Source organism: Caulobacter sp. GW821-FHT10C03, from assembly GCF_059415485.1.
The window spans coordinates 22,732-35,493 of sequence record NZ_JBWKNI010000019.1 but is presented as its reverse complement, the minus strand read 5'-3'; the positions used below and the strand labels follow the sequence as shown (position 1 = coordinate 35,493).

Annotated in this window: 14 protein-coding genes; 10 read left to right on the top strand and 4 right to left on the bottom strand. The window is 65.5% G+C overall.

Features of this window, described 5'->3' with window-relative positions:
• Window positions 1-20 precede the first annotated feature (20 nt).
• On the top strand, window positions 21-644 hold the full coding sequence (locus AC07NG_RS20545) for a NeuD/PglB/VioB family sugar acetyltransferase (RefSeq protein WP_494596041.1): 624 nt from the start codon (window positions 21-23) through the stop codon (window positions 642-644).
• 14 nt (window positions 645-658) lie between these two features.
• On the top strand, window positions 659-1,678 hold the full coding sequence (locus AC07NG_RS20540; protein ID WP_494596039.1) for an aromatic ring-hydroxylating oxygenase subunit alpha: 1,020 nt from the start codon (window positions 659-661) through the stop codon (window positions 1,676-1,678).
• 230 nt (window positions 1,679-1,908) lie between these two features.
• Here AC07NG_RS20540 and AC07NG_RS20535 read toward each other — a convergent pair whose 3' ends face one another.
• The 3 genes from AC07NG_RS20535 to rhaT all read right to left on the bottom strand — a co-directional run bounded on the left by AC07NG_RS20535 (window position 1,909) and on the right by rhaT (window position 6,657).
• On the bottom strand, window positions 1,909-3,585 hold the full coding sequence (locus AC07NG_RS20535; RefSeq protein ID WP_494596037.1) for an O-linked N-acetylglucosamine transferase, SPINDLY family protein: 1,677 nt from the start codon (window positions 3,583-3,585) through the stop codon (window positions 1,909-1,911).
• A 121-nt stretch (window positions 3,586-3,706) separates the two neighbouring features.
• Window positions 3,707-5,593 carry an NPCBM/NEW2 domain-containing protein gene (locus AC07NG_RS20530; protein WP_494596035.1) on the bottom strand — a complete coding sequence of 629 codons (1,887 nt, stop codon included), beginning with the start codon at window positions 5,591-5,593 and terminating at the stop codon, window positions 3,707-3,709.
• Window positions 5,594-5,601: 8 nt separating this feature from the next.
• Window positions 5,602-6,657: an L-rhamnose/proton symporter RhaT gene (gene rhaT, locus AC07NG_RS20525; RefSeq protein ID WP_494596033.1), complete on the bottom strand. Its 1,056-nt coding sequence runs from the start codon at window positions 6,655-6,657 to the stop codon at window positions 5,602-5,604.
• 173 nt (window positions 6,658-6,830) lie between these two features.
• Between rhaT and AC07NG_RS20520 the strand changes: the two genes are divergently transcribed.
• From AC07NG_RS20520 to AC07NG_RS20490, 7 genes are all read left to right on the top strand, one after another.
• On the top strand, window positions 6,831-7,184 hold the full coding sequence (locus AC07NG_RS20520; protein WP_494596032.1) for a hypothetical protein: 354 nt from the start codon (window positions 6,831-6,833) through the stop codon (window positions 7,182-7,184).
• Window positions 7,185-7,404: 220 nt separating this feature from the next.
• Complete coding sequence (locus tag AC07NG_RS20515) at window positions 7,405-7,908, top strand: helix-turn-helix domain-containing protein (protein WP_494596030.1); 504 nt, start codon at window positions 7,405-7,407, stop codon at window positions 7,906-7,908.
• A gap of 14 nt (window positions 7,909-7,922) precedes the next feature.
• Complete coding sequence (locus AC07NG_RS20510) at window positions 7,923-8,534, top strand: TnsB C-terminal domain-containing protein (protein ID WP_494596029.1); 612 nt, start codon at window positions 7,923-7,925, stop codon at window positions 8,532-8,534.
• A complete protein-coding gene (locus tag AC07NG_RS20505) occupies window positions 8,498-9,118 on the top strand; it encodes a Mu transposase C-terminal domain-containing protein (RefSeq protein WP_494596028.1) in 621 nt (206 codons plus the stop codon). The genes AC07NG_RS20510 and AC07NG_RS20505 overlap by 37 nt, the downstream gene beginning before the upstream one ends.
• Window positions 9,119-9,129: 11 nt before the next feature.
• Window positions 9,130-10,035, top strand: coding sequence for a TniB family NTP-binding protein (locus tag AC07NG_RS20500; protein WP_494596026.1), 906 nt, complete (start codon window positions 9,130-9,132; stop codon window positions 10,033-10,035).
• Window positions 10,032-11,045 (top strand): TniQ family protein, encoded by a 1,014-nt coding sequence (locus AC07NG_RS20495; protein ID WP_494596024.1) that lies wholly within the window; start codon window positions 10,032-10,034, stop codon window positions 11,043-11,045. The genes AC07NG_RS20500 and AC07NG_RS20495 overlap by 4 nt, the downstream gene beginning before the upstream one ends.
• Before the next feature lie 206 nt (window positions 11,046-11,251).
• Window positions 11,252-11,485: a hypothetical protein gene (locus AC07NG_RS20490; RefSeq protein WP_494596023.1), complete on the top strand. Its 234-nt coding sequence runs from the start codon at window positions 11,252-11,254 to the stop codon at window positions 11,483-11,485.
• An 8-nt stretch (window positions 11,486-11,493) separates the two neighbouring features.
• Here AC07NG_RS20490 and AC07NG_RS20485 read toward each other — a convergent pair whose 3' ends face one another.
• Window positions 11,494-12,090, bottom strand: coding sequence for a recombinase family protein (locus AC07NG_RS20485; RefSeq protein WP_494596021.1), 597 nt, complete (start codon window positions 12,088-12,090; stop codon window positions 11,494-11,496).
• A 194-nt stretch (window positions 12,091-12,284) separates the two neighbouring features.
• Between AC07NG_RS20485 and AC07NG_RS20480 the strand changes: the two genes are divergently transcribed.
• Window positions 12,285-12,584 carry an antitoxin Xre/MbcA/ParS toxin-binding domain-containing protein gene (locus AC07NG_RS20480; protein ID WP_494596020.1) on the top strand — a complete coding sequence of 100 codons (300 nt, stop codon included), beginning with the start codon at window positions 12,285-12,287 and terminating at the stop codon, window positions 12,582-12,584.
• Window positions 12,585-12,762: the final 178 nt, after the last annotated feature.

Sequence of the window (12,762 nt, the reverse complement as noted above, 5' to 3'; positions counted from 1 at the left end):
GCTCACGGAGGAGACGCGAGATGGACTACGTGATGGTCGGGGGCGGCGCGCTCGCCCGGGAAATTCTCGACTGGTTCGGCCCGCAGTTCGCCAAAAGCGGCGACCGCTTCATCGGCTATCTCGACGACGGCGACGCGCCGATGGCCGCCTTCGGCCGCGACCTGCCGTACCTCGGCAAGATCGCCGGCCATGTTCCGGCCGCCGGCGTCCAGCTGGTGATGGGCATCGGCACGCCGGCCGGTAAGGCGGCGGTCGGCAAGGCCCTGCGCGCGGCCGGCGGCAGGTTCGCCACGCTCGTTCACGACCGGGCCTTCGTCACCGCCTCGGCCAGGCTGGGCGAGGGCGTGCTGGTGGGGCCGTTCGCCAATGTCTCGTCCGACAGCAAGGTCGAGGACCTCGTCACCATCAACGGCCATTCCGGCGTCGGTCACGACGTGGTGCTGGGCGCCGGTTCGACCCTCAGCTGCCACGTCGACCTGACGGGCCGGGTGAAGGTGGGCGAGGGGGTGTTCTTCGGCTCCGGCGCGCGCGTGCTGCCCGGCGTCAGCATCGGGGCGGGCGGAACGATCGGGGCCGGCGCCGTGATCGTCCGCGACACCGCCGCGGGCGGCACCTACTACGCCGCGCCCGCCAGAAAGCTGTAAGCCCGAAAGCTCTGATGACGCCTCAGGTCGACGCGCTCTACCGCCGCTACTGGCACCTGGTCGCCCACCGCTCGGAAGTGGCCGAGCCGGGCGCCTGGCTGCGCCTGGACTGGGCGTTCGGCGACCTGCTGGTGTTCAACGACGACGGCGAGATCGGGGCCTTCGACAACGTCTGCCCGCATCGCGGCGCGCGCTTCTTCGTCGGCGACCATGGCGTCGGGCCGATGCTGTGCCCCTATCACGGCTGGCGCTACGGCGGCGGCGCCCTGAAGCCGGCCCTGGCCAAGAGCTTCGATCCCGAGGTGCTGGCCGCCCAGGCGATCGGCCGCTATCGCACAGCCTGGTGCGGCGACTTCCTGTTCGTCGGCGTCGAACCCGAGCAGGACCTCGCCGAGCAACTGGGCGGCGCGGCGGCGCAGCTGGAGACGGTGTCGAAGCTGATCACCGCGCGCCGCGACTTCCACGCCCTGCCGTTCGAATGCGACTGGCGGGTGGCGGTCGAGAACGCGCTGGAGACCTACCACGTCAACCTGATACACGGCGAAACCCTGGCCAGCCTGGCCATGGTCGAGAAGAACCTCGTCGTCGACGGCCCCAACCTGACCTGGGAGGGCGAGGTCACCGACAAGCGCACCCTGCGCGGTCTCTCCACCTTGGGGCGTTACTTCGACGCCGCCGAGGCCTATCAGGGCTACTGGACGATCCACGTCTTTCCGTTCGCGATGATCTCGTCGACCTTCGGCTATTCCTACGCCGTGCAGACCTATTTCCCGGCCCGCGAGGGTCGGCGGACCCACTTCTGCACCCGCCTGCTCGACGGCCGCGTGCGCCCCGGCGCCGAACGGGCGGTCGAGGCCTTCCTCGACTCCAGCGCCGAGATGAACCGCCGGATCTTCGACGAGGATCGCCAGATCTGCGAACGCGTCAGCCCCGCCTACGACCTGGAAAAGCCCCAGCGGGCCTTCGCGCGATCCGAGGAGCGCCTGCGGCTCCTGCATGAGCGGCTGGCGGGGATGAAAACCCCTCTCTCTTAGAGAGAGGGAGGGGCCCGCCGCGAAGCGGTGGGAGGGTGAGAGGTTTCACCGCTGGCAGGCAAATCCTGATGCGTGATCATGTGTCGTTAAGTGGATGATAAATAAGCGGATAAATATCCATATCTCGCGTGATGTCGCGCCTCGTTCGGAGAGTTTGTTACCTCTCACCCTCCCACGCCTTCGGCGCGGGCCCCTCCCTCTCTCAAAGAGAGAGGGATCCTGTCGGGCGGCTAGACCTGATCCGGCCACTTCGCCCCGAACATCCCGAGATAGGCCTCCTCGAGCGTCCGGGTGACCAGCGCCTCGTCGCGGAACGAGGCCTTGGCGAAGCCTGCCCAGGTGCGGTCGCGCAGGGCCTGCAGGCTGGCCGGGTCGGCGGCCGCAGCCGCGGCCTTGGCGACGTAGTCGTCCCAGCTGTCGGCCACCAGGTCGGGCAGGCCCGCGCCCTCGACGAGTTGAACGCCGATGCGGCTGTAGAAGGTCGGCCCGCGCAGGGTGATCACCGGCACGCCGCGGGCCAGGGCTTCCAGGGTGGTGGTGCCGCCGGGGCAGGGGGAGGGGTCGAGCGACAGGTCGATCCTGGCGAAGGCCTGCTCGTACTCGTCGCCCTGCGCGTGGCCCTCGTAGACCAGCCGATCGGGGTCCACGCCATGGGCGGCGAAGCGCGCCGTCGTGGCGCGGGCCAGCACCGGATCCTCGAAATAGCGGTACTTGAGCAGCAGCCGCGAGCCCGCGACGGCGAGCAGCAGCCGCGACCAGCCGGCGACCGCCTCGTCGCTGAGCTTCGACGGATTGATGAAGCTACCGAAGGTGACGGTTCCGCTGGCCAGGCTTGGGGCGGGGGAGGGCGTCGCCGGATCGGCGCGGAAGGGGGCCGAGATCGGCTCCACCGGCCAGACGGTCTCGGTGAACAGCGTCTCCATGCCGGGCGTCAGGATCGACCGCGAGTGGAGGGCGAAGTCCATCGCGCGCAGGCCCGTGGTCTGCTGATAGTTCAGCCAGGTGGCCTGCACGGGCGCCGCCCGGCGGGCGAAGATCCCCAGCCGCGAGCCGGAGGTGTGGCCCCAGGCGTCGATCAGTACGTCGATCTGGTCCTCGCGGATCAGGGCGACGGCCTCGTCGTCCTTAAGCGCGCCGATCGGGCGCACGGTCGGTCTGGCGGCCCAGTCCGTCATGTCGGCCTCATTCGGATAGAGGAAGATCTCGAACCGCTCGGTGTCGTGATGGTGGAGCAGCGGAGCCATGAACTGGCGGATCTGGCCGCTGGAGAACACCGGCGCCACATAGCCGACGCGCAGCCGGCGGCCGGCCAGCGGGGCCGGGGGCTGGGCGGACGTCAGCACAGGTGTCTCGAAGCGCTCGGCCCAGGCTCTGGCGGCCTGGGCGTGCCGCGCCACGCCGTCGGCGACCATGAACAGGCTGTAGAGCTCGAACTGCTGGGCCGGCGCGCTGTTTGGCATGGCTTCCGAAAGCGCGCGGAAGATGTTGTTGGCCTCTTCGGCGCGGCCCTGGTGCAGGAAGGCCAGCCCCAGCGACACCAGCGCCTGCGGCTCCTCCCGACCGGCGATGACCGCCAGGCCGAAGGCGACGGAGGCGCAGGCCGGATAGTTGGCGTTGTAGAGGCGATGGCCGATCTGCAGCGCGTACTCGCCGTCGGTCGTCAGTCGCTTGGCGTCGCCGCCGATGGCGCGGATGACCGCCAGGCCGTGGGTCAGGCGCGCGTCGTTCAGGGTCTGGGCGGCGGCGGGATCGCGGTTGGCCGCCTGGGCCGAGGCCAGCCAGTAGAGCGGTTCGGCCGTGCCCGGCGCCTTGGCGACGGCGGCCTTGGCCGTGTGCAGGGCCACGGCGGGCTTGCCCGTCAGCAGCGCGTTGCGGGTGCGAAGAAGATCCTGCTCGGGCGCGGCCATGGATTGCGACGGTCTCGAGGTGAGGCCCGCGCCCCCCATGGACGAAAACGAGTCACCTAACCGCCGATTGTAGCCGATCGGCCGGATCGCCAGAAAGGCGGTTCGGGCGGCTCGCGGCGTCTCAATGTGTCATCCGCGCGCCGCCCCAGACGACCGCCGGCGGCGCGGCGGCGTCGCTGGAGACGGCCACCAGCTCGACCACCTTCACGCCCTTGATCGACGCGCTCAGCGCCACCGGTGCGTCGCCGGCCCGCAGCGGCTTGCTGCGCGCCAGGAGGCGACCGTCGCCGTAGACGGCCAGCCGCACGCTCGCGCCCGAGGCCTTCGAGGCGTCATCGACGCCGACGCTGGCGGAAAAGCGCTGGAATTCGCCGGCGGCCAGCACCTCCAGGCGCGAATTGGCCAGCACGCCGATCCCGTGGGCGAAGCGGCGGCCGTTCACCGCCAGCGGCGTGCGGTAGGGCGAGAAGTCGGCCTGGGCGCCGCCGGTGTGGCCGGCCGGCCCGACCGGTCCGTCGAAGCCGTCGGCCGGCGGCGGCCATGAAGGCTCCTGGGCCACGTGGATGCGGGCGGGGATTTCCGACAGCAGCACGCCGTCGGCGACTAGGGGCGCGCCCCTGACCTCGAACACCTTGGTCTCGCGCGGCGCCAGATCGAAGGCGGCCCGGCCGGTGAAGCTCGGCGCGTCCTTGCCGGTCCAGAGGTCCCGCAGGGCCACGGGCGTGTCGGCGGACAACTTCAGCTGTTCGTTCGTCAGCGTGATCTTCGCCGGCTGGTCGCCGCGGTTGAACAGAGCCACGGCCTTGCGCCCGCCGCTCAGCGTCTTGAGCAGAATCTGCGCCTCGCCCTCGTGGTGGACCAGCACGGCCTGGTCGCCCAGCGGGTCCTGGTTCACGGCGACGAGATCGGCGGCGCCCCAGATGTCGAGCAGCGCCTTGGGCGCCTGGCGCAGGTCGTAGCCGATCAGCAGCGGGGCGGCGGTCATGGCCCACAACGCAAAGTGGCTGCGGGCCTCGGTCAGGTGGTTTTCGTCGAAGTCGCCCGCCCCGATGTAGAGCATGTCCGGGTCGTTCCAGGCCCCTGGGCGGGCGTAGAGCGAGCGCGTCGCCACGCTGTCGAACGAGCGCAGCATCGCGCTCCAGCGCGGGCTGATGTCGGGGCTGGTGCGCCACAGGGCGCCGACCTCGCCGCCCCAGGCGCGCACGTCGCCGCGGCCCCAGGTGCAGATCGACAGCACGTGCTCGCCGTCGGCGCCGTGGCGGGCCATGGCGGCGGCGACCTGGCGATACATCGCCTCGATCTGGGCCGAGGCGTCCTTGGCCGGTTCGCGGCGGACGATCAGCGGCTCGCGCGGCCGATAGCCGTTGCGGCTCAAGACCGGCGCGCCGGGCGCGTAGTCGGCCAGGCCGCAGGCGTCGACCTTCACATAGTCGAAGCCCCAGGTTCCGAAGAAGAGATCGATGTCCTGATCGACATGGCCCTCAAGCCCGACCTCGCGCTCGGCCGTCGAGCCGACCGGCAGGTTGGGCGACTTCAGGTCCCAGGCCTGCGAGCAGGCGTTACGGCCGATGTCGGTATAGATGCCGGCCTTCAGGCCCATGCCGTGCAGGCGATCGACGAACGGCTTGAAGCTGGAGTCGCCGCCGGGAACCTCGGCGCTGGGAAAGATCGCCGTGCGGATCTCCAGCCGGCCGTCGCTCTGCCGACGCCTCAGCCACCAGCCGTCGTCGAGATTGACCTGCACATAGCCCAGCCTGGCCAGGCCGGTGTCGACCAGGGCCTGGGCCGAGCCCATGACCTTGGCCTCATCGACCTCGGTGCGGAAGGCGTTCCAGGCGTTCCAGCCCATAGGCGGTTTGGCCGCCGCGCCCGGCTTCCGGGCTGTCCAGCGGCCCGTCGGCTTCAGGTCGCCGTCCTGGGCGAGGGCGACGACCGGCGCGGCCAGCAGGGCCAGCGCCGCCGTCGCCGTCAGGAGTTTGCGCAGGCGGCGACGGGGCAGGGGACGCATGGCGGTCCTCAGGCCCCCAGCATGTTGCCGTAGCCGATCACCACCGTGGCGCCGACCAGCAGGGCGACGCCGGCCCATACCATGTTGCGCACGGCGGGACGGGCGTCCTTCCATTCCTTGAAGGCGAAGCCCCACAGCGTGCCGAAGATGATGATGCTGGCCATGTGCAGGGTCCAGCTGGAGAAGCCGAACTTGCCCATCTGGCTTTCGCCCATGGTGTAGAAGAAGAACTGGAAGTACCAGGCCGTGCCGGCCAGGGCGCTGAGCAGGTAGTTGGCCAGCAGCGGCGGCCGGTCCGCCGCTTCCTTGGCGTCGGGCGCGCGGCCGATCCACTGGCTGGCGCTGCGGTTCCTGACGATCAGGAAGGCGCACCAGACGCCGTTGGTGATCAGGCCGCCGAACATCACCAGGCACAGCACCGGCAGGCCGGTCCACAGCGGGCCGGTGCCGGCCGCCGCCGAGATCGCCTTGATCGGCTCGCCGGCCGCCAGGCCGAAGGCGAAGCAGGCGCTCATCACGCCCGAGAACACCGCCACGGCGATGCCCTTGCGGAAATCGAACTCGGCCACGGCCGCGCGCTTTTCCTCGGGCGACAGGTCGCCGTCCTTCTTGGCGCCGGCCCAGGCCACCACGACAATGCCGGCCAGGGTCATCAGCAGGCCCAGCAGGATGATCCGGCCAGAGGTCGTGGCCAGCAGGGCGTCGGCGAAGGTGCCTCGCACCAGCGGCGGGATCAGGGTGCCGAACACGGTGCACAGGCCCAGCACCACGGCCATGCCCAGCGACAGGCCCAGATACCGCATGGTCAGCCCGTAGGTCAGGCCGCCGAAGCCCCACAGCACGCCGAACAGCACGCAGAGGCCGACCACGCTCGACGGAACCTGGGCCATGACGCCGAGCAGATCGTGCGTTTGCAAGGAAGCGAAGAACCAGGGCGCCAGCAGCCAGGAGAACACGCCGCCGGTCAGCCAGTAGATTTCCCAGGACCAGCGCCGAACGCCGCGATAGGGCACGTAGAAACTGGCCGAGGCCAAACCGCCCAGCCAATGGAAAAGGACGCCCAACAGCGGATTCAACGCCAACTCCCGTAATTTGGAACTTTGTTCTAATTAATGAGATGGTCGGTGCGCCGAGCGGATCTGTCAATGCGTCGCCGTGTTTGCCGGAGGCAATCGCGTCCTGGACTTGTAGCGGCGAGGTTTGCGACTATTGCGTGCTTGGAACTGGAGAGGGATCGATGCCGCTGGTGATCATGAACACTCCGCAAGGACCGGTGGCGGTCAATTCCACCGACGTGTTCTGCATCGTGCCGGAGCCGCAGACACCGGCGGCTGACTGCGAAATCCGTTACGACGCGCCCAGGAGCGTGTTGGCGCTGCATACCGCCGACGAGGCCGCGGCGCGGCTCGACGCCGATCTGCGACGGCTGGCGGCGGCGTCGCTGGACTTCGACCATGTCTGGATCAATCCGGCGCGGGTCACCAGCGTCGTGCCGCATCCGCAGGTCGCCAACGTCTGTTTCGTCGTCAGCGCCGCACGCAAGATCGCGGTGAAGGGCGAACTGGAGGCCGTGGTGGCGGCGTTGGGCTGAGCTGTCACGGGTCACAATTAATGTCCCGCAAAGCGCTAGTTGATGTCCGTTTTGTTGGGAAAACGCCCCGCCCCATCTAGTCCAATAATTGTGACGACTATAGTCTGTGTCCATCGCGTGTGGCGGCGTGTGGACGCCAAAAACGTCAAAGTTTCTGTCCTAGGGCGGCAGACATAGATTTGACGGGCTTCGCATCTAGCCAATCGATCACAAGCGGCATTTGGTTATTGGCGATCGGAGGCGTCGATTGCCAAAGCTTGCAGCCGCAGATCGTGAGAGCAAATTGCGCACCCGCTTTAGGGTCGCGCTGGCGTTTGCGCAGGGCGATCTGAGTGGCTGGGATTATGAGGAAGCTGCAAAGGCGCTCGGAGTTTCAACGAAGACAGTACGGCGCGATGTTCAAAGGCTGTTGGCGGCGCCTACGTTTGACGAGTGGTGCCCCGCGCCCCCGGGGCCCAAGAGGGGACAGCGGCGTATCGCGCGTGCGGTTCATGCGATCATTGAAGCGAAGGTCTATGCTGAAGCATCTAGGAAGTTGAACGTAGCCAGACTTGGGCGCGACCTCGATCATCTCCTGCACAACCAAGGCTACAACACGGTCGATATTCCATCTCAGTCCACGCTGGAGCGCCTGGTAAGGGACATTGAGGCTGCTGACCCTTCGCGCTTCGCCGCTATGGGCGAAAGGGGCGACGTGACTACAGTCTCCAAGTCGGCTCATTAGAGACGACGCGGCCCTTGGAGATCGTTTGCATCGATCATACACCGCTAGATCACCGCACATTTGCTCTTGGCGATGAAGAGGTCATTATCAGGCCCACCGCCACTGCCGCGCTCGATGTTCATACCTCCGTATGTCTAGCAGCGTTCGTCTCGCTTTTTCCGCCAAGCGCGACAACCGTCGCGCTCGCCATGGCGCTGAGCGCGATCCCGAAAACCGATATTCTGTTGGCCTATGGCCTTCCGGGCGAATGGGAGGCGGGGGGTCTTGGGGAGACGCTTTATGTCGATGGCGCCGCCGAACTGACCTCTGAAGCGGTAGAATGGGGGTGCAAGCGCCATAACATCGAACTGCGCGTGGGGTGGCCAGGACATCCCGAGCGGCGCGGGCGGATGGAGAGATTTTGGGGGACCCTCACCAGTGATATCCACAACTGGGAAGGCACAACTCTATCAAACACCGAAGAGTTGAAGCGGCATGGAGGCCAACAGCCTCCGGCTTGGGACCTTGAAGAGGTGCAGCGAAGGTTTCTAATCGCTGCAACGACGTACAATAATGAGACTTACGGCGGGTCAAAGATTCCCCCCCCGTCATGCAATGGCGCGAGTTGGCGTCACTCGCAGCGGTGAACCGGCGCGTTCCCAGAGATCCGACCGAAGTATTTATCGACTTCCTGCCTTCCGAAACCCGTAAAATCACCTTCGAGGGTATCAGGTTTGCGGGCTGCTTTTATCGATCGGGAGATGTGGAGAAGATGCGCTATGATGGCCTCAAGAACACTACAATCCGATACGATCCACGCGACATAAGCAGGATCTGGGTAGAGGATAAGCGTGACTACATAGCCGTCCGCCGCGCTTATCCTACACAAGCGCCCAATGATCTGTTCGCGCTACGTCGCTTGGGCAAGCGACAATCACAGATCGCCCAGGAGAAAAGGGATTCCGAGCTGCTGCGAAAGTTGGCGGCCGCCAAGGAAAGTAAGTGGGGTGCATATTTCGATTTGGACTCGATGATCGGTGACGAGCCCATTCCATTTGGAGGTGGCCCACCGGGGCGCGATCACGACCCGTCTGCGCCACCAACGCTCTCGTTCCTGGCGCCGGAAACTCCTCAAACACCCCAGGCACCTGGCAAACCTCTCAGCGACACGCCGGGATCCGATCTGCCACCGAACTTTTCGATTCCGAACTTCAAGCCCCGTCTCAAGTAGCGGAGGTCGTCATGCGCGCGAACATCATCCCCCAGGCTGCGCGCATTCTCGAGGCTTCGAACGCAACGCGCTTCTCGTTCATTGAGCGGGACAAGGTCATCGAGACGCCCATCTTCAATCTCATCCAAGCGCGGCTCGGTGAACTGGTCGCGCACCATCGGGTCATCCGTCCGCCGAATCTCGCGATTGTGGGCGTGTCCGGCATCGGCAAAACCCACGCGATCACCGATTTCGTCGAGCACCGGAAGCCTCGGCGTTCGCCTGACGGACGATTGAAGGTCCCAGTGCTGCATGCGCAGTACCCGCCTCTCACGGACAGCCGCTGGCTCGCCAGGGCGCTTGTCAAGAAGCTAGGCTATCAATTGGCCCTGCCCCGCGGTGACATGGCCATATTCGAGCTTTTGGTCGATCTGCTGGAAGAGGCCGGCACCCGGCTCATCATCATCGAAGAGCTCAACCAACTCGTCGACTGGCCGCGCGCGCATGTGCGGGAATTCTACGGCGTAGCTCGCTGGCTATCCAACGAGTCTCAAATTCCAATTGTTCTGTCTGGCACGGACGAGGTGCTCGATCTCATTGACGGCGATGTCCAACTGACCCGCCGATTTGAACGCCTTCAGTTGCTGCCGTGGAAGCTGGACGAGGCCTTCGCCGGCTTCGTGAGTGCATATCTCCAGACCATACCCCTGCGTAACGAAACGCTCATCGACCGCAGCTTCATCGAGCAAGTCCACGAAGCAGGGCAGGGCATCACCGACACGACGGTGAAGATCCTCCAACGTGCCGCCAAGCGGGCCATTCTCGACGGCGCCGAGTTGATCGAGTCGCGTCACATCGTCAGCGACGCGACCCTGCCTCCACCTACGGCTGGGAAGCGCTTGGTGGCGCGGCGCGTCAAGCGTCGGCGCGTCGCGTGAGAGGGGCGTTCGCTTATGCGCCACCGCCGGCGCCAGACGAGTTGCTGGGGTCCTGGATCCACCGCACGGCTCTTGGCCATGGCGTTAGCGGAAGCGCTTTTCTGCAGACTGATGCCGGCGATGTCGACTGGTCGATTGACGACGAATTGCTGCGCTGGTTGTCCCGCGGCTCTGAGATATCGATTTCAACCCTTCGGTCGATGACCATTCCTCAACGGGCGCCCGAGGCAGCCCGCACGGATTTCGCTATGGCCGCAGGACCAGTGTTCCCGGGATGCCATGCCTTTTGCCCGAGATGCGGCGTGCAAGATCGCCTGGCGCACGGCGAAGTCATTCTCGCTCAAGCAAACGCAGGTCGATGGCGAATGTCGTGCGAAATACACGGTTTGTTGCTGGATGGGGCCGACGATGAAGATGAACTGACGCCGGCATCCAGCCGCCGGTGGAGGAAGCTGTTAAACGGTCGGCTGCCTACCGGCCGCGAACTCGAGGCGCCTGCTTTTGTTCTCGCTTTTGAGCGAGCCACGCGAGGAGCAGAGCTGGGGCGCTCGCCCAACGATCTATGGTGCGTGACGACGCCAGGCGCTTTTCTCAAGATCGCCCGCCTGGTTTCGAGTTTCGCGCTGCTGCGTCAGAACTACGGCTCGTATGATTGCTCTGCCGCTGGCGCCGTCCTGGGAGGGCGTCTGTCGTATCGGATCGGCAGCAATTCATTTGCCCCGGACATTATTGATCGGGCGTCTACGCGTTCGCGTGTCAGGGCGCTAATTGCGACGGCCATGCTCCTGCTGAGCCCCAAGGGCGCAGAAACCCTGCGCCTGCTGGAGTGGTCCATGATCAAAGATCAGATAACGTGGCGACGCCCCTCGATCACAGCGTGGCAAGCGGCCTCGACCCTATGGCATTGGGCAACATTGGATATGATCGCGAGCTACGTTTCCGATTGGCCCTCTGAACTGCGCAGGTCCGTTCAGGAGATGACGGCCGAACGGATTATTTCGACGCCGTAGGCACTAGAAGCGGCTGCACGAAGATCGGCGAAGGCTGTCGTAATTTCGCTTGATCAGGAAGGGGCGTGGGATTCAGAGTCTTCTCCATGCAACAGCAAGCTAGACGAGCATCGTTCGCTGATGAGGGGCGTATCGCCTTGTCGGTTCGCTTGCCTCGCACTCTCCATCGACGCATGCGGGAAATCGCCCTGCGACGAGATGTGAGAGTGAACGATCTCTACCAAGAGACGCTGACCAACTACATGGATAGCGGTCGGGTTCGCCCGGTGCTGCTTTTCTCGCCTCCCGCTAGCGCTCAGCCTGTGACCCTTTGGTTTGCTCCCGAGTTCATGGCTAAGTTTCGCGGCGCGATCGAGCAACACGATTGGCTGCCCGGTAGTTTGGTGCTTACGGCGGTTGTCGAACAGTTTGGCGCCGATCAGTTGCTAGAGGCCGGCTAGCCTCAGCGCTACTGCACCTGTGCGGGACGCTTATAGCGTTTGCGCGTGGCCAGCGGCGACTTACCCAAAGACCGATATAGCGTCGATCGAGCGACACCAAGCGTGCTCGCTACTTCAGCCCCTGTCGTCTCTGGGTCTGCGAGTAGTCGCTTGGCGTGACCGAGTTGCTGAGGAGACAGCTTGGCCGGGCGTCCACCTAGTCGGCCGCGCGCTTTCGCTGCGGTCAGGCCGGCAAGAGTTCTCTCGCGTATGAGGTCGCGCTCCATTTCGGCCATCGCAGCCATGACGTGGAAAAAGAAGCGACCGGCAGACGAGCCGGTGTTGATGCCGTCCGTCAGACTCGCGAACTGAATACCGCGCTTCTCGAGCTGCGCCGTGAATTCCACCAACTGGCGGACTGAGCGACCCAGGCGATCCAGTTTCCAGACCATGAGCGTGTCGCCGGCGCGCAGGTGCGACAGCGCTTCAGTCATCCCAACACGATCGCCTCGGCCACCGCTAGCGTGGTCGCTGAAGATCCGTTCGCAGCCGGCGTTGGTGAGTGCGTCGACCTGGAGATCGAGCCGCTGATCCGCCGTAGAGACGCGTGCGTAGCCTATAAGCATGCTCGATTGTCTCAAATCTCGTGCCGGCCGCCAAATGCCGGCGTTTGATTTCGCGACACTGTTTTAGGACCCCTCACGTTGAGGTGAAGATAGGGGAGGGGGTCTCTTATCGGCTGGGTCCTGATAGCCAGCGTTTTTCGGACGCTGCGGTGCAGCGCCCGTGCCGAACTCTCCGGGGGCTCTGCTTGGTCCCCATGGCGCTGTGGATGGGCTATGATCTGCCCATGGACGCTCAGCAGGATCCGGAAACCCACGAGAGCATCAGCCTGACGCGTGGCGAACGACTGGCTGGCGAGAGGCTGGCTCGGGTCATTGAGCAGATCGCTACGCAATCGACCGACATACTCGGCTCAGAAGAACGAGCTCGGGAATGGCTACGATCTCATCCGATACCTGCGCTCGACGTTAAAACAGCCGAGCGAATTATCGCGCAGGGGTGGGGCAATGCTGTCCTCGGCTATCTAGATGAGATCCGCTACGGCAGCCGTGGATAGCCCGCACCTGACTCATTACTTCCGTTCGGAAGGTCTGCTCGCTGGTGGCCAGCGCGGCTAGAGCGGTGAGGTAGGGCGGCTTTGACGGGTTGGGCCTCGCAGCCGCCCTACCAGCGACAGCCCCTAAGTGGCACCCCGCCGGGGTCAGGCGACCCGCAGTCTGGCGATCTTTCATCAA

Bases quoted from the DNA above. Each gene is read 5' to 3' on its own strand.
- AC07NG_RS20505 (WP_494596028.1), top strand. From the start codon at position 8,498: ATGCAATGGCGCGAGTTGGCGTCACTCGCAGCGGTGAACCGGCGCGTT.
- AC07NG_RS20500 (WP_494596026.1), top strand. From the start codon at position 9,130: ATGCGCGCGAACATCATCCCCCAGGCTGCGCGCATTCTCGAGGCTTCG.
- AC07NG_RS20530 (WP_494596035.1), bottom strand. From the start codon at position 5,593: ATGCGTCCCCTGCCCCGTCGCCGCCTGCGCAAACTCCTGACGGCGACG.
- AC07NG_RS20480 (WP_494596020.1), top strand. From the start codon at position 12,285: ATGGCGCTGTGGATGGGCTATGATCTGCCCATGGACGCTCAGCAGGAT.
- AC07NG_RS20520 (WP_494596032.1), top strand. From the start codon at position 6,831: ATGCCGCTGGTGATCATGAACACTCCGCAAGGACCGGTGGCGGTCAAT.
- AC07NG_RS20540 (WP_494596039.1), top strand. From the start codon at position 659: ATGACGCCTCAGGTCGACGCGCTCTACCGCCGCTACTGGCACCTGGTC.
- AC07NG_RS20535 (WP_494596037.1), bottom strand. From the start codon at position 3,585: ATGGCCGCGCCCGAGCAGGATCTTCTTCGCACCCGCAACGCGCTGCTG.
- AC07NG_RS20545 (WP_494596041.1), top strand. From the start codon at position 21: ATGGACTACGTGATGGTCGGGGGCGGCGCGCTCGCCCGGGAAATTCTC.
- AC07NG_RS20485 (WP_494596021.1), bottom strand. From the start codon at position 12,090: ATGCTTATAGGCTACGCACGCGTCTCTACGGCGGATCAGCGGCTCGAT.